Source organism: Terrabacter tumescens, assembly GCF_014646815.1.
Taxonomy (GTDB): Bacteria; Actinomycetota; Actinomycetes; order Actinomycetales; family Dermatophilaceae; genus Terrabacter; species Terrabacter tumescens.
Genome location: NZ_BMNZ01000001.1, coordinates 225656 through 244142, shown reverse-complemented (window position 1 = coordinate 244142; position 18487 = coordinate 225656). Strand labels below are relative to the sequence as shown.

The window sequence follows — 18487 nt, the reverse complement described above, 5'->3', positions numbered from 1 at the left end:
ATGCGCGCCCAACCCATGCAGGTCCTGCCCGTGGCCCCCGGGTCGCACCTGCCGCTGCGCCGCTACGTGCGGCACCCCCGCGAGATCGTGACGCTCGTCGCCGCCGTCGTCACCTCGGTGCTGCTGCTCGTGGTGGCCGTCTCGGAGGTGTCGGTCGCGATCGACCAGCGGCGCACGCCCGACGTCTACGCCCTGGCGCTGATCTTCGCCCCGGTGCTCGTCTGGTTCGCGCGCGGGCAGCTGTGGGCCCAGCAGCGCCTGAGCGGCATCAAGCTGACGCCCGAGCAGTTTCCCGAGGCCTACTCGATGCTCGTCGACGCGGCCGCGCGGTCGGGCCTGTCGTACGTCCCCGACGCCTACGTCGTGCTCGGCAACGGCGTCATCAACGCCGCCGCGTCGGGCCACGGCTTCCGCCGCTTCGTCTTCGTCAACAGCGACCTGCTCGAGGTCGGCGGCGCGGCGCGCGAGCCCGACGCGCTGCGCTTCGTCATCGCCCACGAGGTCGGCCACATCGCCGCCGGGCACGTCAGCTACTGGCGCATCCTCGGCACGTTCGCCTCGCAGTGGATCCCGTTCATCGGCTCGACCCTCAGCCGCGCGCAGGAGTACACCGCCGACAGCTACGGCCACGCCCTCGCGCCGCAGGGCGCCCGCTCGGCCATGGCGACGCTCGCCGGCGGCAAGTACCTCGGCCGGTCGGTCGACGTCGACGCCATGGCGGACCGCGCCGTGACCGAGCCGGGCTTCTTCGTGTGGGTCACCAACGCCGCCGCGAGCCACCCCGTCCTGCTGTGGCGCATGCACGCCCTGCGCGACCGGCGCCGTCCGGGCCGCTTGCTCTGGCGCCCGAAGGAGCCGTGGCTCTGGGGCACGCCGGCCGCTCCCGGTGCCTACGCCCTGCCCGCGATGGTCGGCTTCGTCCCCACCCCGCTCGAGGTGGCGGCTCCGTCCATCGCCGAGGCTCCGGCCTACGCCGCCGTCCAGCAGACCTACGGAGCGTATGCCGCCTCGCCCGTCGACGTGGCGCCGACCGTGGGCGCACCGGCTCGGCGTGAGGACGAGGCCGTCGACAGGGCCGGCGACCGGGCCGGCGAGAGGGCCGTCGACCGGCCCGCGCCCGACCCCACACGGGACGACGACCGGTGGAGACCCTGATCGACGAGGCTGCCGTCGCCCGGCGCGCTCGAGCCGACCGTCACGGGCGGCTCGGCTGGCAGCGCTCGGTCAGGCCCGGGCCGACGTGACGGACGCCGGCCGGCTCTGCGCCTCGGGTGGGTGCGCGGCACGCGAACGGCGCTCGACGACCGCCGACAGGACAGCCACCCCGACGCCGAGCACCGCGAGCCCGGCGCCGACGAGGCTCGGCGCACCGTAGCCCCAGCCCGCGGCCAGCACGAGCGAGCCGAGCCAGGCACCGAGCGCGTTCGCGGTGTTGAGCGTCGAGTGGTTGAGGGCGGCCGCGAGCGACTGGCCCTCGTGCGCGACGTCCATGAGCCGCGTCTGGAGCAGCGGGACGACGATGGAGGGCAGCAGCCCGAGGACGAAGACCATGACGACGGCGAGCCAGAGCGTCTGGGCGGCCCAGCCGAAGACGGCGAGCAGCACGGCGATGAGGCCGAGCGCACCGATGATGCCCTTGAGCACGCCGACGCGGTTGGCGACGCGGCCGCTCAGGACCATGCCCGCGACCATGCCGACGCCGTAGGCGGCGAGCACCCAGGGGATGTAGCGCTCGTCGAGGCCGGCGAGCTCGGTCATCGTCGGGGTGATGAAGGAGTACATCGCGAACATGCCACCGAAGCCGACGACGCCGATGAGCAGGGCCAGCCAGACCTGCACCCGCCGCAGCGCCTGCATCTCGGCGCGCATGGACTCGTCGCCGCTCGGCGCCTGGTGCGGCAGGAAGAGGCCGATGGCGACGACGGTGACCACCGCGATGAGGCCGACGAGCACGTAGGGCAGGTGCCACGAGAAGCGCTGACCCAGCAGCGTCGCCACCGGGACGCCGACGACGTTCGCGACGCCGAGGCCACCGAGGATGGCGGCCACGGCGGCCGTGCGCCGCTGGTGCGAGACGAGGGAGGCTGCGACGACCGACCCGATGCCGAAGAAGGCGCCGTGCGGCAGACCGGCCAGGAAGCGGGCGGCCATGACGGTGGGGTATGTGTCGGCCGCGAGGACGGCCAGGTGGGCGATCGCGAAGAAGGCCATGAGGCCCATGAGCAGGCCCTTGCGAGGGACCTTCGCGGCAGCGACGGCGATGAGCGGCGCGCCGACGACGACGCCCAGCGCGTAGGCCGACACGTAGTGGCCGGCCGTCGCGATGTCGACACCGGTGCCCTCGGCGATCTGCGGCAGCAGGCCCATCGTCACGAACTCGGTCGTGCCGATCGCGAAGCCGCCGACGGCGATGGCCAGGATGGCGAGGGTCGTGCGTCGTCTGGCGGGGCTCAAGAGGTCTCTCCGGGTTCGGTCGTGCGGCGGCGTCCGGCGGTGGTGGCACCGGCGGGATGGCGTGATGGCATGGTGCGGATCGCCGTCGACCCGGTCTCGGACTCCAACGGTAACGGCGGCGCGGCTACGGTGATTCCCATGTCCAGCACCTTCGAGCGACTCCTCGGCCGGCTGCGCGGCCTCGTGCGCAGCGGCTCCACCGCGACCGGCCGGCGACCCGCCCCGCGCGCGAGCTCCCGCCGGGGGGCCGCCACCTCCACCACCCCGGCCACTCCCGCCGGCGGGCCGGTCGGCGCCTACCCGGGTGACGCGATGCGCCTGCCGGACACGACCTACGCCCCGCGACGGGACGGCCGCCCCGACCCGGGCGAGATCGTCTGGACGTGGGTGCCCTACGAGGAGGACCACAGCCAGGGCAAGGACCGTCCCGTGCTCGTCGTCGGGCACGAGGGCGACTGGCTCGTGGCGCTGCCCCTGACGAGCAAGGACCACGACCGCGACGAGCAGCAGGAGCGCCGCTCGGGCCGCGAGTGGGTCGACATCGGCTCCGGGGCCTGGGACCGGCAGGGCCGCCCCAGCGAGGTGCGCGTCAACCGTCTCGTCCGGGTGGACCCGGACGGGGTGCGCCGGGAGGGCGCCGTGCTCCCCCGTGACCGGTACGACGAGGTCGTCGCGGCGGCTCGCGCCCTGCACGGCTGAGCGCTCCGGGACGCTCCCGGACGCAGATCGGGCCCGTCACCACGTGGTGACGGGCCCGTTCAGGCGTGCAGGGTGTGCGTCAGAGCGACGCGACCTTCTTCGCCATGGCCGACTTCTTGTTGGCGGCCTGGTTCTGGTGGATGACACCCTTGCTGACAGCCTTGTCGAGCTTCTTCGAGGCGGTCTTGAGGGCCTCGGCAGCTGCGTCCTTGTCGCCGGAGGCCGTGGCCTCGCGGACCTTGCGGACCCACGTGCGAAGCTCGCTCTTGACGGCCTTGTTGCGCTCGGTGCGCGTCGCGTTGGTCTTGATGCGCTTGAGCTGCGACTTGATGTTTGCCACGTTGATGGTTTCTTTCGTTCGGTCGGATGGTTGCCGTTAGAGGGCGGCAAAGCTGCTCGGGACCGGGAGTGGGGACAACCCTGCGTGAACAGCTCTGGGTGGAGCATGCATGCGCGCACGACCTGAGCGCGCACGCAAGGGTCAAAGTTACCAGCGGCCGGTGCGCGCCACCAAACCGGCCGTGTGCCGTGACGCCCCTCCTCGTGACCACGGGCTCGGCGTCGTCCCGCAGGCAGCAGAGCCGCCGGACAGACACTGCCGGCCAGACGCCGGTCAGCGCCGCGTCAGCGCGCGGCGCGCGCCCGGGCGATGGTGAGGATCGCCCGCTCGACGGCATAGACCGGGTCGCGTCCGCCGCCCTTGACCTCGAAGTCGGCGGCGGCGACGGCCTGGACCGCGACGGCGAGCCCGTCGGCGCTCCAGTGCCCGACGGCGCGGCGCGCCTTGTCGACCTGCCAAGGTGCCATCCCGAGGCTCTTGGCCAGCTGGGCCGAGCTGCCGCGACCGGCGGCACCGACCTTGATGAGCTGACGCAGCTGCGAGGCGATGACGGCGACGATCGGCACGGGGTCGACGCCGGTGGCGATGGCGTGACGCAGGAGGCGCAGCGCCTCCCCCGACTGTCCTGCCACCGTCGCGTCGGCGACCCTGAAGCCCGTCGCCTCGACCTTGCCCCCGTGGTAGGTGTCGACCACGGCGTCGTCGATCGTGCCCTCGGTGTCGGAGACGAGCTGCGAGCACGCGGCGGCCAGCTCGCGCACGTCCTTGCCGACGGCCTCGATGAGGGCCCGGACACCGTCGTTGGTGATCTTGCGCCGGGCGGCCGCGAACTCCTTCATGACGAAGTCGGTCTTGTCGCGATCGGTCTTGACGGCCGGGCACTCGATGACCCGGGCGCCGGCCTTCTTCATGGTGTCGAGGACCTTCTTGCCCTTCATGCCGCCGCCGTGGGCGACGACGAGGCCGAGGTCGGGGTCGGGCGCCGCGAGGAGCGAGAGCAGGTCGAGCTGCAGCTCGTCGGCGGACTCGTGCAGGTCGCGCACGACGATCGTCTTGGCCCCGCCGAAGAGCGAGGGGCTCGCGTGCATCTGCAGCGCTCCGGCCTCGTAGGTCGACGGGTCGATCCGGATGACCTCGACGTCGGCCTCCTTGGCGCCGACGAGGACCGCGGCGACGGCGCGCTCGACGAGGACGCCCTCCGGGCCGGTCACGAGCACGAAGGGCGGGACGGCCGGGTCGGTCATGGCCCAACTCTGCCATGAGGCCCGGACAGCAGGACCCGACCCCGACGCATCCGGGTGGTGCGCGCGGGCGCACCCGAGAGCCCGCGGGCGAGCCCGGTCGTGCTCAGTCGAAGAGAGCGCCGGTGGCAATGGTGAGACCGAGCTGCTCGACGCGTGCGCCGATGGTCTCCTCGGGCAGCTCGAAGTGGTCGACGAGCTCGTCGAGCTGCATGCCGGCCTCTGCGGCGTCGCGCAGCTCCTCGTCCTGCTCGTCGGTCCACGCGTGTCCGGAGGTGACGGCGCTGCGGGACGAGACAGGCGGGGGCGGCGGCACGGCGACCGGCCTCGGGTGCTCCGTGCCGTCGGCGTCGGCGCGTGCCCCGGTCAGGGAGCGCAGCGCCGGCTCCTCGACGGCCACGGGCGGCGGAGCCATCGCGTCCAGGCGGGCGAGCGCGGCGAGCACCATCTTCTTGTCGGTCGTCGGGTAGAAGGGCGGCAGCGAGCGCTGGAGGAACCCGGCATACCTCGCCGTCATCATCCGGGAGTCGAGGAAGGCCACGACGCCGCGGTCGTCGGCCCGGCGCACGAGGCGGCCGGCCCCCTGGGCGAGCCGGAGCGCGGCGTGGGTGGCGGAGACGGCCATGAAGCCGTTGCCGCCCATGCGCGCGATGGCCTGCGACCGCGCCGAGGCGAGCGGGTCGTCGGGGCGCGGGAAGGGGATGCGGTCGATGATGACGAGCTGGCACGACGAGCCGGGCACGTCGACGCCCTGCCAGAGGGTGAGGGTGCCGAAGAGGCAGGTGCGCGGGTCGCGGGCGAACTGGCGCACGAGCGTGGTGATCTGGTCCTCGCCCTGGCACAGGACGGGGATGTCGTCGCCGAAGCGGGCGCGCATGATCTCTGCAGCCGTCTGCGCGGCACGCATCGACGAGAAGAGGCCGAGCGTGCGGCCGCCGGCGGCACGGACGAGCTGCTCGATCTCGTCGAGGGTGTCGTCGCCCGCCCCGTCGCGGCCGGGCGGCGGCAGGTGGGCCGCGACGTAGGCGATGGCCTGCTTGGGGTAGTCGAAGGGGCTTCCGACGTCGAGACCCTGCCACTTCGGAGCGCCCTCGCCCCGCAGGCCGATGGTGCCGGCCACGGAGTCGAACGTGCCGCCGAGCTCGAGCGTCGCCGAGGTGAGCACGACCGTGCGCTCCTCGAAGACCTTGTCGCGCACCAGCATCGCGACGCTCATCGGCGCGACGCGCAGGACCGGCCCGCGGCGCTGGTCGCGGTTCAACCACACGACGTCGAGCTCGCGCTCCTCGAGGATGCGCTCGGCGTTCTCGTGCACCTCGTCGACCGCCGCGCGGGCGATCTGGCGAGCGCCGTCGACCTCCTGCCCGGGCGGCGGCTTGAGGTCGCTCTGGACCGTGCGCGCGGTGTCACGCACCCGGGCGAGGGCCATCCCGAGGGACTCCGGGATGCCGAGCATCCGGCCCTCCTCGAGCGGCTCGAGCGCCTGCGCGAGCAGCTCCCCCGCCTCGTCCATCGCGGCGGTGTTCTCCGACATGCGGCCGGCCTTCTTGGCGGCCGTCATGACCATGGTGCCGGTCAGCTCGTCGGTGATCGTCGCGGTGACGCGGTCGACGAGCTCGTGCGCCTCGTCGACGACGAGCACGTCGTGCTCGGGCAGCATCTGGCGCCCCTCGAACGAGTCGATGGCCATGAAGGAGTGGTTGGTGACGATGACGTCGACGTCCTTGGCGGCCTCGCGGGCGCGCTCGACGAAGCACTCCGCGACCAGCGGGCACTTGCCGCCCAGGCACTCGTGGGCCGAGACCGAGACCTGGCGCCAGGCCCGCTCGGAGACGCCGGGCACGAGCTCGTCGCGGTCGCCGGAGTCCGTGGCGCCCGCCCACTCGCGGAGCCGGACGACCTCCTGGCCGAGTCGCCCGACGGAGGCGTCGACCTGACCGACCGAGAGCAGCCCGTCCTCGTCGTCGGGGAAGCCGCCCTCGAGCTTGTTGAGGCACACGTAGTTGCGGCGCCCCTTGACGAGCGCGTAGGTGGGACGCCGGCCGAGGACCGGCGCCAGGGCGTCGGCCACGCGCGGCATGTCGCGGTCGACGATCTGCGCCTGGAGGGCCAAGGTCGCCGTCGCCACGACGGCAGGCTTGCCCGCCTCGAAGGCGTGGGCGACCGCAGGCACGAGGTAGGCCAGCGACTTGCCGGTGCCGGTGCCGGCCTGCACGAGCAGGTGCTCGCCGTCGTCGATGGCGTGGGCGACGGCCTTGGCCATCTGGACCTGTCCGGGCCGCTCGGCACCGCCGACCCCCGACACCGCGGCGTGGAGGAGGTCGTCGAGCGCGGGTCGCTGGGGCATTGGTTCAGCGTAGTGCCGACACACGGGGGCTCCGCCCCCGTGGACCCCCGGCCTGTGGACCCACCTCGTGCCGCTCCCGCCGCACCGCGGTGCCCGACATCACTCGCCACTCCGGCGATTCGGCTGTCCGAGGTCCACCACCGGAGTTTGATCGGGGTATGAGCGCACCCCTGCCCACCGACCTCGAGATCGCGAACGCGGCGACCCTGCGTCCGCTCTCCGACGTCGCCGCCGACCTCGGAGTCGGACCCGAGCACCTCGAGCCCTACGGCCGCGACGTCGCCAAGATCGACCTCGCGGTGCTCGCGGAGCCCGCACTCCCGCATCAGGCGAAGTACGTCGTCGTCACGGCCGTCACGCCGACCCCGCTCGGCGAGGGCAAGACGACGACCTCGGTCGGGCTGGCCCAGGCGCTGCAGCGCCTCGACAAGCGCGCCGTCGTCGCGCTGCGCCAGCCGTCCATGGGCCCGACCTTCGGCATCAAGGGCGGAGCGGCCGGCGGCGGCTTCAGCCAGGTCGTGCCCATGGAGCGGCTCAACCTGCACCTCACCGGTGACTTCCACGCCGTCACGTCCGCGCACAACCTGCTCGCCGCCATGATGGACAACCACCTCCACCACGGCAACGCGCTCGGCATCGACGTCCGCAACATCACGTGGCGCCGGGTGCTCGACGTCAACGACCGGGCCCTGCGCAACATCGTCATCGGTCTCGGCGCGCGTCAGGACGGGCTGGCCCGCGAGACCGGCTTCGACATCACCGCGGCGAGCGAGGTCATGGTGCTGCTCACCCTCGCGACCTCTCTCCGGGACCTGCGGGCGCGGCTCGGGCGCATCGTCATCGGCTACACGACCGAGGGCAAGGGCGTCACCGCCGAGGACCTCCACGCGGCGGGCGCCATGACGGCGATGCTCCAGGACGCCATCAAGCCCAACCTCCTCCAGACCCTCGAGGGCGGACCCGCGATCATCCACTGCGGCCCCTTCGGCAACATCGCGACCGGCACCTCGTCCGTCACGGCCGACCTCATCGCCATGCGCGGGAGTGACTACGCGATCACCGAGGCGGGCTTCGGTGCCGACATGGGCGCCGAGCGCTTCTTCGACGTCAAGTGCCGCGTCAGTGGCCTCAAGCCCGACGTCGCCGTCATCGTCGCCACGGTCCGCGCCCTCAAGACCCATTCGGGCCGATATGCCGTCAAGGCCGGGAAGCCGCTGCCCGCGGGCCTGCTCGAGGAGCGCCCCAAGGATGTCGAGGCCGGCCTGCCCAACCTGCGCAAGCACATCGAGATCGTGCGGCGCTTCGGCGTGCAGCCCGTCGTCGCGATCAACGCCTTCCCCGACGACCACGAGTCCGAGCACGCCGTCATCCGTCGGTACTGCAACAGCCTCGGCGTGCGGTCGGCCGTGACCCGTCACGTGGCCGAGGGCGGCGCCGGCGCGCTGGAGCTGGCCCAGGTCGTCGTCGAGGCGGCGCACGAGCCCACGTCCTTCGAGTTCCTCTACCCCCTCGACCTGCCGCTCGAGCAGAAGATCGAGGCCGTCGCGACGCAGATCTACGGCGCCGACGGCATCGACGTCAGTCCTGCGGCGGCGCGGGCGCTCAAGGACTACGAGCGCCTCGGCTACGGAGGCCTGCCCGTCGTCATCGCCAAGACGCACCTGTCGATCTCCTCCGACCCGAGCCTGCGGGGCGCGCCACGCGGGTGGCGGATGCCCGTGCGCGAGGTGCGGGCCGCGGTCGGCGCCGGCTACGTCTACGCGATCTGCGGCGACATGCGGACGATGCCCGGACTGCCGACCTCGCCCAACGCCGAGCGCATCGACATCACCGACGACGGCCGGGTCACCGGCCTGTCGTGACCCGTTCTGTCGTGGCCCGACGTCGTGACCCGCGAGCGCATCACGCCTGCAGCAGTGCCACGACGGCCGCCACCGACGCCAGGACGGCGAGGGCGCAGCGCCACCGGTCGACGACCAGCAGGCGACGCGCGACGACGGGGTCGAAGCCGCGACCGAGACGGCCGTGCAGCGGCGCGGCGCCCGCCGCCGTCACCAGCAGGGTGAGCGCGAACGTCCCGCCGGCCACCCAGGCGCTGGCAGGCACCGCCCCGGCCGCGACGACCCAGACCATCGACACGAGGACCGCCCCGTAGGTCAGGACGACGAGCGGCACGATGCGCCGGCTGTGCAGCCCGTGGCGTCGGGACCAGTCCGACCCGTCCCCCAGCAGAGGTGGGTAGACGAGAGCCGTGACCGTCACCTGGAAGCCGGCGTGCAGCGCCGCCGTCACCGCCAGGGCCGCGACGGGCAGCTCGACGCTCACGACAGCGGGGTCCCGTCGACGCGGCGCGCCATCGCGACGTCGTCGCGGTAGTCCGTCGCACTGAGCCGCAGACCGCGCGGCACACGTCCGACCTCGGTCCACCCCGCGCGGCCGTAGAACTCCCCCAGTCCCAGGCCGTCGCGGTACTCGAGGCGGAGCAGCTCGACCCACGGCAGCTCGCGCCGCGCGATGCCGACCATGCCGGCGAGCAGGATGGGTCCGAGGTTGCGTCCCTGGGCGTCCGGGTCGACCATGAGCCGCTTGAGGCCGGCGACGTGCTCGTGGGGGAAGCCCCGCGAGTGCTCCCAGAGACCGATGCCGCGCACGGCGCCGTCGGGGTCGCGCAGCACGCACAGCAGGGAGCGCCGGGCGTCGACGTCCTCGACGTGCCGGTCCCACGCAGCCGCCACGTCGCGGCGTGCGGCGCCGGGCAGGAAGCCGACCGAGCCGCCGGCGTCGTTGACGCGCTGCCACAGCTCCACGACGGCGTCCCGGAGGTCGGTGACCTCCTCACGTGGCACGGTCGCGACCCTCGGCGCCTCGAAGTACGCCATCGGCGTGCCGTCGGGCTCGTCCCTCATGGGCCGGGTGCCCACGCGAACCAGTCCGGCGGACGCCGCGGTGCGCAGTGACGCGGCGTTGACCTCGTCGACCATCGCCGTCACCAGGGCGTCGGGCCGGTGCTCGACGGCCCACGCGACGACGGCACGGGAGATCTCCCGACCGAGGCCCGCACCGAGTCGGTCGTGCTCGAGCCGGTAGTAGAGGTTGAGGCTCTCGTGGTCGGAGTCCTTGTGTCGCAAGCCCGCCCACCCGATGACGTCACCCGAGGCACGGTCGACGACGACGGCATACCCCAGCTCGTCGCGCTGCCAGTCGACGAGGTCGGCCGCCAGTCGCTCGCGGCACTGCTCCGGGCTCGGCATGCCCGCCGGCGAGTGGGCGTACGTGCGAGGGTCGTTGTGCACGCGCACGTAGTCGTCGAGGTCCTCGGGACGAGGACGTCGCAGCGCGAGCCGCTCGGTCGTCAGCCAGACGGAGCCTTCGCCGGCAGGAGCGGTCACGGCACCTGTCGCTCGGGCGCACGCGTCTCGCAGGCGGCGAGCGGGGCGCCGTCGCAGCAGGGCTCGATGTAGAGGCACTTCGGGCAGCGGTTGTGCGCCTGCTCGGCGTACATCTGGGTGCCGCAGTAGGGGCACGGGATCTCGAGGGCCATGCTGCTCATCCTCCCCGAGACCGCCGACAGCCCCGGGCCCGACATGCCGAAGGGCCCCACGGTGGGGGCCCTTCGAGCGGTCGGAGTCAGCTGGCGACGACGGCGTAGGCCGCGAGGTCGGGCTCCATGGTCGGCGTGACCCTGGCGCGCAGCCGGGTCCCCTCGGCCACGTGCTCGCTCTCGAGGATCTCGCCCTCCTCGTGCAGGCGCGAGATGAGGTCGCCGCGGTCGTAGGGCACGAGCACCTCGACCTCGATGTCGGGCTTGGGCAGCTCGTGGTCGATGAGCGCACGCAGCTCCGCGAGCCCGGCGCCGGTGCGGGCCGAGACCGTGATGCAGTGCTTCTCGTGCCGCTGGAGGCGGTCAAGCACCTCGGGGTCGGCGATATCGGCCTTGTTGACGACGATGATCTCCTTGATCTGGTCGCCACCGACCTCGGCCAGCACCTCACGGACGGCCGAGATCTGCCCCTCGGGGTCGGGGTGCGAGCCGTCGACGACATGCAGGAGCAGGTCGGAGTCGCCGACCTCCTCGAGCGTCGAGCGGAACGCCTCGACGAGCTGGTGCGGCAGGCTGCGCACGAAGCCGACGGTGTCGGCCAGCGTGTAGACGCGGCCGTCCTCGGTCTCGGTGCGGCGCACCGTCGGGTCGAGGGTCGCGAAGAGCTGGTTCTCGACGAGCACACCAGCGCCGGTCAGGCGGTTGAGCAGCGAGCTCTTGCCGGCGTTGGTGTAGCCGGCGATGGCGACCGACGGGACACCGCCCGCCCGACGCGAGTGCCGGCGGGTGTCGCGGCTCGTCTTCATGCCCTTGATGTCGCGGCGCAGCTTGGCGATCTTGGTGTTGATCCGACGTCGGTCGAGCTCGATCTTCGTCTCACCGGGTCCACGCGAACCGATGCCCTCACCACCGGCGACACGGCCACCGGCCTGACGGGACATCGACTCACCCCAGCCACGCAGTCGCGGCAGGAGGTACTGCAGCTGGGCCAGCTCGACCTGGGCGCGACCCTCGCGGCTCTTGGCGTGCTGGGCGAAGATGTCGAGGATCAGGGCGGTGCGGTCGATGACCTTGACCTTGACGACGTCCTCGAGCGCGCGCCGCTGGCTGGGGGCGAGCTCGCCGTCGCAGATGACGGTGTCGGCGCCCTCCTCGACGACGATGTCGCGCAGCTCGAGGGCCTTGCCCTTGCCGAGCCACGTGGCGGGGTCGGGCTTCTGGCGACGCTGGACGACGCCCTCGAGCACGGTCGACCCGGCCGTCTCGGCGAGGGCCGCGAGCTCGCGGATGGAGTTCTCGGCGTCCTCGGCCGTGCCGTCGGTCCAGACGCCGGCCAGCACGACGCGCTCGAGGCGCAGCTGGCGGTACTCGACCTCGGTGATGTCCTCGAGCTCGGTCGACAGTCCCTGGACGCGCCGGAGAGCGGCACGCTCCTCGCGGTCGAACTGGTCGCCGTCGTAGAGGGGGTATGCCGTCTCGGCGCCGTCGTGGGTGTTTTCGGCCAGCGCGTCGGCGCGGGTGGCGAAGAGGTCGCGCTCACGCTCCGCAGTGCGGGCGGAGTCATCGGTGGTGTGGGTGTGGTTGCTCGTCATGTTCTCCCTATGGTTCCACTGGTCCAACGCCGCGATCCACTCGTTTGTGCCCACCGGACGCATACCCACGCACGACGCGCTCGTCGCCGTACTGGGCGACGTGTGCCCCGCGCGCTCGTCGGCAGAGCCGCAGCCGCGCCGATAGCGTGGCCCCTGATGAGCGAGCCGACCGACCACTACTTCACTGCCGAGCCGGCCACGCCGGAGGGGCGCCGCACCATCGAGGTGACGCTCGAGGGACGACCCTTCACCCTGACCACGGCCAAGGGCGTCTACTCGCCCGACCGGCTCGACCCGGGCACCGCGGTGCTGCTCTCCGGCGCACCCGATCCGAGTCCCGCCGGCGACCTGCTCGACATCGGCTGCGGCTGGGGGCCGATCTCGATCAGCCTCGCGCTCCGTTCCCCCGACGCGCACGTGTGGGGCGTGGACGTCAACCGGCGCTCGCTCGACCTCGCGCGCACCAACGCCGCCACGGCCGGCGTCGAGAACGCGAGCTTCTGCGAGCCCGACGACGTCCCGGACGGGCTCCGCTTCGCGACGATCTGGTCCAACCCGCCGATCCACGTCGGCAAGGCCGCCCTGCACGCCCTCCTCGAGCGCTGGCTCCCTCGCCTCGCCGACGACGGCGTCGCCCACCTCGTCGTGCAGAAGCACCTCGGCTCGGACTCGCTTCAGAAGTGGATCAACGAGCAGGACTGGGGCCTGCGGTGCACGCGCCTGTCGTCGGCCAAGGCGTTCCGCATCCTCGAGGTCCGGCGTGCCTGACGTCGACGGCGCGGTCGACGACGCCCGCGCCCTCGTCGCGCAGTGGTTCCCCGAGGCCCGGGCCGCGTGGCTGGGCGGCAGCGTCGTGCTCGGGTCGGCCACGCCAGGCTCGGACCTCGATGTGACCGTGCTGCTGCCGGGACCACCGGCGCCCTACCGCGACGCACGGCGCTTCCGCGAGTGGCCCGTCGAGCTCTTCGTGCACACGGACAGCTCGCTCGGCCACTACGTGCGGCGCGACGTCGCCGGCGGGCGGCCCACCATGGTGCGGCTCCTCGGACGCTCGGTCGTCCTCCTCGACACGGACGGGTCCGGCGCGCAGTGGCAGCAGACCGCCCAGCAGCTGCTCGCAGCCGGACCTCCTCCGCTCACCGGCGACGACCTCGCCACCCTGAGGTATGCCGTGACCGACCTGCTCGACGACGTGACCCACGCGCACGACGCCCACGAGCGCCTCGTGTGCGCGACCTTGCTCGCCGACGAGGCTGCCCACCTGCTCCTGCACGGGTCGGGCCACTGGTGGGGCCGAGGCAAGTGGGTGGCGCGCGAGCTGGCCGACCTCGACGAGCGCGAGGCCAGCACCTGGCGGAGCCGGCACGAGCAGGCGCTCGTCACCGCGGCGGCCGGCGACGTGTCGCTCCTGATGGCCTTCGCCGACGACGTCCTGGTCCGCCACGGAGGGCCGCTCTTCGAGGGCTTCAGACTCGCGGGCACCGACCCGTCGGAGACCCCGCAGTCGAGGTGATCGCGGCACGTGCGTGGCGGCCGGCATCACCTCGAACCGGGGGTGAGTGGCCGCCGGTCGAGGTGATCGCGGCACTCACGTGGGTGTCGACATCACCTCGAACGAGGGGCCACCGATGTCAGAGCGGGAAGTCCCCGTCGGCGACGAGGACAGCCGGGCCGGCGAGCTCGACGCGCTGACCGGGCAGGGGCGTGACGGTCAGGCGTCCGCCGGGCACGTCGACGGTCCACGGGCTGAGGTCCTCTACCCCGGACCAGAAGCGCGTCGCCAGGGCTGCGGCGGCGGCTCCGGTGCCGCACGACCGCGTCTCGCCGACGCCGCGCTCGTGGACGCGCATCGCGATGTGCCCCGGGCCGACCGCGCGGACGAACTCGACGTTGGAGCCGCCGGCGGGCTCGGGGTGCAGCTGGGGCGCCTCGCCGAGGTCGAGGTTCTCCAGGGTGATGCCCTCGGGGAGCATGACGACGGCGTGCGGGTTGCCGATGTCGAGCGTCAGCGCCGGCACCGGCTTGCCGTGGCGCGGCTTGACCATGACGTCGAAGCCGTCACGTCGGGCACCCTCCTCGTCCCCTAGGCGCCACGGACCGAGGTCGACGGCATACCCCTCGTCGACGACCCGGACGGTCTTGACACCGGCACGGGTCGCGATGGCGAACGACGAGCCGAAGGCGAGTCCCTCGCGGCGGAGGTACTCGGCGAAGACGCGCGTGCCGTTGCCGCACATCTCGGCGAGGGAGCCGTCGGCGTTGCGGTAGTCCATGAACCACTGCGCCTCGTGCGACTGGGCGCGCACCGACTCGTCGGTCGCGAGCGCCGTGCGCACGACCCGGATGACGCCGTCGGCGCCGAGACCGGCGTGCCGGTCGGCGATGCGCTGCACCTGGGCGGGGGTCAGCTCGAGCGTTCCCTCGAGGTCGGGGACGAGCACGAAGTCGTTCTCGGTGCCGTGGCCCTTGGTGAAACGCGTCATGCCGGCCATTCTCCGGTATGCCGTCCGGCCGTGCTCGCGGGGTCCACCCGGTCGTCCCCGGGTGGGGTCTGCGCCGGATCGTGGGCGACCCGCGCGGCGTGCACGCGCGCGTGCTCGATCGCGCCGGGCGTCGTCGCGAAGAGGTGCTTCTCGTGAGCCAGACCGTCGTAGACCCCGAGCTCGCGGAGGATCCGCTCGTGCTGGGGGCGCACCCCCGAGAGCAGCACCGAGACGCCGCGTGCCTCGAGCCGCGCGATCGTGTCGGCAAGGACGGTGGCACCCGTTGCGTCGATGACGGTCACTCGCGACATGCGCAGGACGACCACGCGCACGTCACTCACCTCGGTGAGCTCGAGGAGGAAGTCGTGCGCGGCACCGAAGAAGATCGGCCCGTCGATGCGATAGGCGACGATGTGCTCATCGAGCAGCGCGCGCTCCTCGTCGCCGTGGTCGCGCTCGTCGAGGGGCACCTCCTCGAGACGGGCGGAGGCGGCGGCCTGCCTCAGCACGAAGAAGCCGGCCATGACGAGCCCGATGAGCACCGCCATGACGAGGTCGAGCAGGACCGTCGCCGCAGCCGTGCCGACGAGGACGACGGCATCCCCGCGCGAGGAGCGCAGCAGGGCTCCGAGGCTCGAGACCCGGACCATCTGCACCGCGGTCGCGACGAGGACTCCGGCCAGGGCGGCGGTGGGGATCATCGCCACCCACCGGGAGGCCAATAGCACGATGACGAGGAGGACGGCCGCGTGAGTGAGGGCGGCGAGCCTCGACGCCGCCCCCGATCGCACGTTGACCGCCGTGCGGGCGATGGCCGCGGTGGCCGGTATGCCGCCGAAGAGCGGCGCCGCGAGGTTGGCGAGACCCTGCCCGACGAGCTCACGGTCGGAGTCGTGCCGCTGCCCCACGCTCATCGCGTCCGACACGGTGGCGGAGAGCAGGCTCTCGAGCGCCGCGAGGGCCGCGACCGCGACGGCGGGAAGCACGAGCGAGCTGAGGTCGGACACCGCCATCGACGGCAACGAGGGGGCCGGCAGGCCGGCGGGCACCGCGCCGATGGTGGCGATCCCGAGGTCGAGCACCGAGTTGGCGACGGTCGCGAGCACGACGACGACGAGCGCCCACGGCAGGCCCGGGCGCAGGCGCGCCAGCCCGAGCACCCCGGCCACGACGGCGGCGGCGACGGCGAGCGAGGGCCAGGCCGGGTGGGACGACCAGTCGCCGACGGCACCCAGCGCCTGACCGAGCACCTTCTCGCCTACAGCGTGCACGCCCAGGGCGGCAGGCACCTGCTGGAGCAGGATGATCGCCGCGATCCCGAGGGTGAAGCCCTCGACGACCGGCACGGGCACGTAGCGGATGTAGCGGCCCGCACCCGCGTAGCCGAGCGCGGTGAGCACGACACCGGCCATGAGCCCGACGACGAGGACGCCGTGCGGACCGTACGTCGCGATGATGGGGACGAGGACGACGGTCATCGCGCCGGTCGGCCCACTCACCTGCACCCGGCTGCCCCCGAAGACCGCCGCGACGGCGCCCGCGACCACGGCCGTCACGAGCCCTGCCGTGGCTCCCATCCCGGAGCTGACCCCGAAGCCCAGGGCGAGCGGCAGCGCGACGAGGCCGACCATGAGGCCGGCAGGCAGGTCTCGCCCGATCCGCGTCGAGGCCCAGTCGGACCTGCGTGGAGCCAGGGACTTCACCCGTCGCGCCTGCCGGGCGGTCCAGGCCCGGACCCCGTGGACGTCGAGCTCGAGGGTCATGACCCGGCCGTCGGGCTCAGCTCGGACTCGAGCTCCCCCTGCGCGGCGATGACGCCGGAGAGGATGCGCCGTGCGGCGAGCAGCAGGTCACGCACCTCCGGGACGCTGACCGAGTAGACCACCTCACCGCCGACCCTCGTCGACGTGACGAGCGACGTGCGCCGCAGGACGGCGAGCTGCTGCGACAGGCTGCTCGGCTCGATGTCGATGTGGGCGAGCAGCTCGTGCACGGCGTGGTCGCGCTCCGAGAGCAGCTCGAGGATCCGGATGCGGGCCGGATGGCCGAGCGTCTTGAAGAACTCTGCTTTCGCTTGGTAGAGCGGCACACTCATGGAACGACCCTTCGATGCGGACCTTTTCAGTTGCACACTTTATCAAGTGATGAAGTGCGCGTCATCCACGGCCGCCTCGGGAGACGGCAGGACCCGGTCGGGGCGCGCCAGCCGGTCAGGACGCGCGGAGCACGCTGAGGGCTTCGTCCAGCACCCTGGCCCCGTCACCGTCGGTCGCGTCGAGCCAGACGATGCGGGGGTCGGGCCGGAACCACGACTCCTGCCTCCGGGCATAGCGCCGCGTGGCCTGGGCCGTCTCGGTCCGTGCTGTTGCCTCGTCCATCTCGCCGTCGATCACGGCGATCGCCTGGCTGTAGCCGATGGCCCGGCTCGCGGTGACACCGTCGCGCAGGCCGCGCGCGAGCAGCGTCTCGGTCTCGGCGCGGAGCCCCTGCTGCCACATGCGCTCGACCCGGAGGTCGATGCGGTCGACGAGCCGGTCGCGATCGACTCGCAGACCGAGCATCACTGCGGGAGAGACGAATTCGCGGGTCGGCATGGTCGCGCTGAACGGCCTGCCGGTGAGCTCGATGACCTCGAGCGCGCGGATGACCCGGCGCAGGTTGCCGGGCAGGATCGTGGCTGCCGACCGAGGGTCCAGCTCGCGCAGTCGGGCGTGGAGCGCGTCGCCGCCCATCGCCTCGGACTCCGCCTCGAGCCGGCTGCGGACCGCGGAGTCGGTCGGCGGGATGTCGAGCCGGTCGAGCGCCGCCCGAACGTAGAGACCCGAGCCGCCGACGAGCAACGGGCGGTGGCCGCGCTCCCGGATGGCACCGATGTCGGCACGGGCGGCGGCCTGGTAGCCGGCGACGCTCGCCTCCTCGGTCACCTCGAGGACGTCGAGCTGGTGGTGCGGGATGCCTCGTCGCTCGGCCGGGGCCAGCTTGGCGGTGCCGATGTCCATGCCGCGGTAGAACTGCATGGCGTCGGCATTGACGACCTCGCCGCCGAGGCGTTCGGCGAGGTCGAGGGCCAGGTCGGACTTGCCCGTGGCGGTCGGACCCACCACGGCGACGACCGGGAGGGTCGGATCGGCGCTCACGCGCTCAGCCGATGAGCTCGTCGCTGTGGTCGCCGGTGTGCTCGTCGAGGTCGTCCTCGTCGTGGCCGAACGGGTCGCGGTCGACGCCCGGGTGCCACGAGTTGCCGGGCTTGCCCCAGCCGTTGCGCTTGACGGCCTTGCGCGCCTTCTTGGCCTGACGGTCGTCGAGGCGGTCGACGTAGAGCGTGCCGTTGAGGTGGTCGTACTCGTGCTGCATGCAGCGGGCGAACCAGCCGGTCGCGTCGAACTCGACGCGGTTGCCGTCGACGTCGAAGCCGATGACGTGCGCGCGGTCGGCGCGCTTGAGCGGGAAGGCCTCACCCGGCACCGACAGGCAGCCCTCGGTCTCCTCGTCGGGGTTGGGGCGCTCCTGCGGGACCTTAGAGGTGGTCAGGGTCGGGTTGACGACGTGCCCCTGCTCGGGCACGCCGTCCTCGTTGGCCATCTTCCAGACGAAGACGCGCAGGCCGACACCGATCTGCGGCGCCGCGAGTCCCACCCCGTTGGCCGCGACGTTGGTCTCGTACATGTCCTCGACCAGGGTGCGCAGCTCGTCGTCGAAGCTCGTGACGAGGGCTGCGGCCCGGTGCAGGACGGGCTCGCCGGTGATGACGATGGGGCGCACACTCATGCGCCAAGTCAAGCACGAGGGA

Annotated in this window: 18 protein-coding genes; 5 read left to right on the top strand and 13 right to left on the bottom strand. The window is 72.7% G+C overall.

What is annotated here, in order from left to right; translation table 11 throughout:
- On the top strand, positions 1 to 1155 hold the full coding sequence (locus IEY30_RS01145; protein ID WP_229674779.1) for a M48 family metallopeptidase: 1155 nt from the start codon (positions 1 to 3) through the stop codon (positions 1153 to 1155).
- 69 nt (positions 1156 to 1224) lie between these two features.
- On the opposite strand, the gene IEY30_RS01140 is transcribed toward IEY30_RS01145, so the two are convergent.
- A complete protein-coding gene (locus IEY30_RS01140) occupies positions 1225 to 2454 on the bottom strand; it encodes an MFS transporter (RefSeq protein ID WP_030146500.1) in 1230 nt (409 codons plus the stop codon).
- Between the two features lie 138 nt (positions 2455 to 2592).
- On the opposite strand from IEY30_RS01140, the gene IEY30_RS01135 reads away from it, so the two are divergent.
- Positions 2593 to 3153: a type II toxin-antitoxin system PemK/MazF family toxin gene (locus IEY30_RS01135; protein ID WP_043415895.1), complete on the top strand. Its 561-nt coding sequence runs from the start codon at positions 2593 to 2595 to the stop codon at positions 3151 to 3153.
- A gap of 79 nt (positions 3154 to 3232) precedes the next feature.
- Here the strand turns inward: IEY30_RS01135 and rpsT are convergent, their stop codons facing one another.
- The 3 genes from rpsT to IEY30_RS01120 all read right to left on the bottom strand — a co-directional run bounded on the left by rpsT (position 3233) and on the right by IEY30_RS01120 (position 7081).
- A complete protein-coding gene (gene rpsT, locus IEY30_RS01130; RefSeq protein WP_030146502.1) occupies positions 3233 to 3493 on the bottom strand; it encodes a 30S ribosomal protein S20 in 261 nt (86 codons plus the stop codon).
- Between the two features lie 284 nt (positions 3494 to 3777).
- Complete coding sequence (gene holA, locus IEY30_RS01125) at positions 3778 to 4737, bottom strand: DNA polymerase III subunit delta (RefSeq protein WP_030146503.1); 960 nt, start codon at positions 4735 to 4737, stop codon at positions 3778 to 3780.
- A gap of 103 nt (positions 4738 to 4840) precedes the next feature.
- Positions 4841 to 7081 carry an ATP-dependent DNA helicase gene (locus IEY30_RS01120; protein ID WP_030146504.1) on the bottom strand — a complete coding sequence of 747 codons (2241 nt, stop codon included), beginning with the start codon at positions 7079 to 7081 and terminating at the stop codon, positions 4841 to 4843.
- A 158-nt stretch (positions 7082 to 7239) separates the two neighbouring features.
- Here IEY30_RS01120 and IEY30_RS01115 point away from each other — a divergent pair, with 158 nt between their 5' ends.
- Positions 7240 to 8943, top strand: coding sequence for a formate--tetrahydrofolate ligase (locus IEY30_RS01115; protein ID WP_030146505.1), 1704 nt, complete (start codon positions 7240 to 7242; stop codon positions 8941 to 8943).
- A gap of 40 nt (positions 8944 to 8983) precedes the next feature.
- On the opposite strand, the gene IEY30_RS01110 is transcribed toward IEY30_RS01115, so the two are convergent.
- The 4 genes from IEY30_RS01110 to hflX all read right to left on the bottom strand — a co-directional run bounded on the left by IEY30_RS01110 (position 8984) and on the right by hflX (position 12214).
- On the bottom strand, positions 8984 to 9406 hold the full coding sequence (locus tag IEY30_RS01110) for a hypothetical protein (protein WP_052358185.1): 423 nt from the start codon (positions 9404 to 9406) through the stop codon (positions 8984 to 8986).
- Positions 9403 to 10470, bottom strand: a complete 1068-nt coding sequence (locus tag IEY30_RS01105) for a GNAT family N-acetyltransferase (protein WP_030146507.1) — start codon at positions 10468 to 10470, stop codon at positions 9403 to 9405. The genes IEY30_RS01110 and IEY30_RS01105 overlap by 4 nt, the downstream gene beginning before the upstream one ends.
- Positions 10467 to 10622: a hypothetical protein gene (locus IEY30_RS01100; protein ID WP_156035057.1), complete on the bottom strand. Its 156-nt coding sequence runs from the start codon at positions 10620 to 10622 to the stop codon at positions 10467 to 10469. The genes IEY30_RS01105 and IEY30_RS01100 overlap by 4 nt, the downstream gene beginning before the upstream one ends.
- Positions 10623 to 10708: 86 nt before the next feature.
- A complete protein-coding gene (hflX, locus tag IEY30_RS01095; RefSeq protein WP_030146509.1) occupies positions 10709 to 12214 on the bottom strand; it encodes a GTPase HflX in 1506 nt (501 codons plus the stop codon).
- 156 nt (positions 12215 to 12370) lie between these two features.
- On the opposite strand from hflX, the gene IEY30_RS01090 reads away from it, so the two are divergent.
- The gene (locus IEY30_RS01090) at positions 12371 to 12982 is read left to right on the top strand and encodes a class I SAM-dependent methyltransferase (RefSeq protein WP_030146510.1); all 612 of its coding nucleotides are present in this window, start codon (positions 12371 to 12373) and stop codon (positions 12980 to 12982) included.
- On the top strand, positions 12975 to 13727 hold the full coding sequence (locus IEY30_RS01085; protein WP_030146511.1) for a nucleotidyltransferase domain-containing protein: 753 nt from the start codon (positions 12975 to 12977) through the stop codon (positions 13725 to 13727). Before IEY30_RS01090 ends, IEY30_RS01085 begins: the two co-directional genes overlap by 8 nt.
- Positions 13728 to 13845: 118 nt before the next feature.
- Here the strand turns inward: IEY30_RS01085 and dapF are convergent, their stop codons facing one another.
- From dapF to def, 5 genes are all read right to left on the bottom strand, one after another.
- Entirely contained in the window at positions 13846 to 14697 is an 852-nt protein-coding gene (gene dapF / locus IEY30_RS01080; RefSeq protein WP_030146512.1) for a diaminopimelate epimerase, read from the bottom strand.
- Positions 14694 to 16460, bottom strand: coding sequence for a SulP family inorganic anion transporter (locus IEY30_RS01075; RefSeq protein WP_081920281.1), 1767 nt, complete (start codon positions 16458 to 16460; stop codon positions 14694 to 14696). Before IEY30_RS01075 ends, dapF begins: the two co-directional genes overlap by 4 nt.
- Complete coding sequence (locus tag IEY30_RS01070; RefSeq protein WP_030146514.1) at positions 16457 to 16792, bottom strand: ArsR/SmtB family transcription factor; 336 nt, start codon at positions 16790 to 16792, stop codon at positions 16457 to 16459. Before IEY30_RS01070 ends, IEY30_RS01075 begins: the two co-directional genes overlap by 4 nt.
- Before the next feature lie 115 nt (positions 16793 to 16907).
- The gene (gene miaA / locus IEY30_RS01065; protein ID WP_030146515.1) at positions 16908 to 17834 is read right to left on the bottom strand and encodes a tRNA (adenosine(37)-N6)-dimethylallyltransferase MiaA; all 927 of its coding nucleotides are present in this window, start codon (positions 17832 to 17834) and stop codon (positions 16908 to 16910) included.
- Positions 17835 to 17838: 4 nt separating this feature from the next.
- Positions 17839 to 18465 carry a peptide deformylase gene (gene def / locus IEY30_RS01060; RefSeq protein ID WP_030146516.1) on the bottom strand — a complete coding sequence of 209 codons (627 nt, stop codon included), beginning with the start codon at positions 18463 to 18465 and terminating at the stop codon, positions 17839 to 17841.
- Between the last annotated feature and the right edge of the window lie 22 nt (positions 18466 to 18487).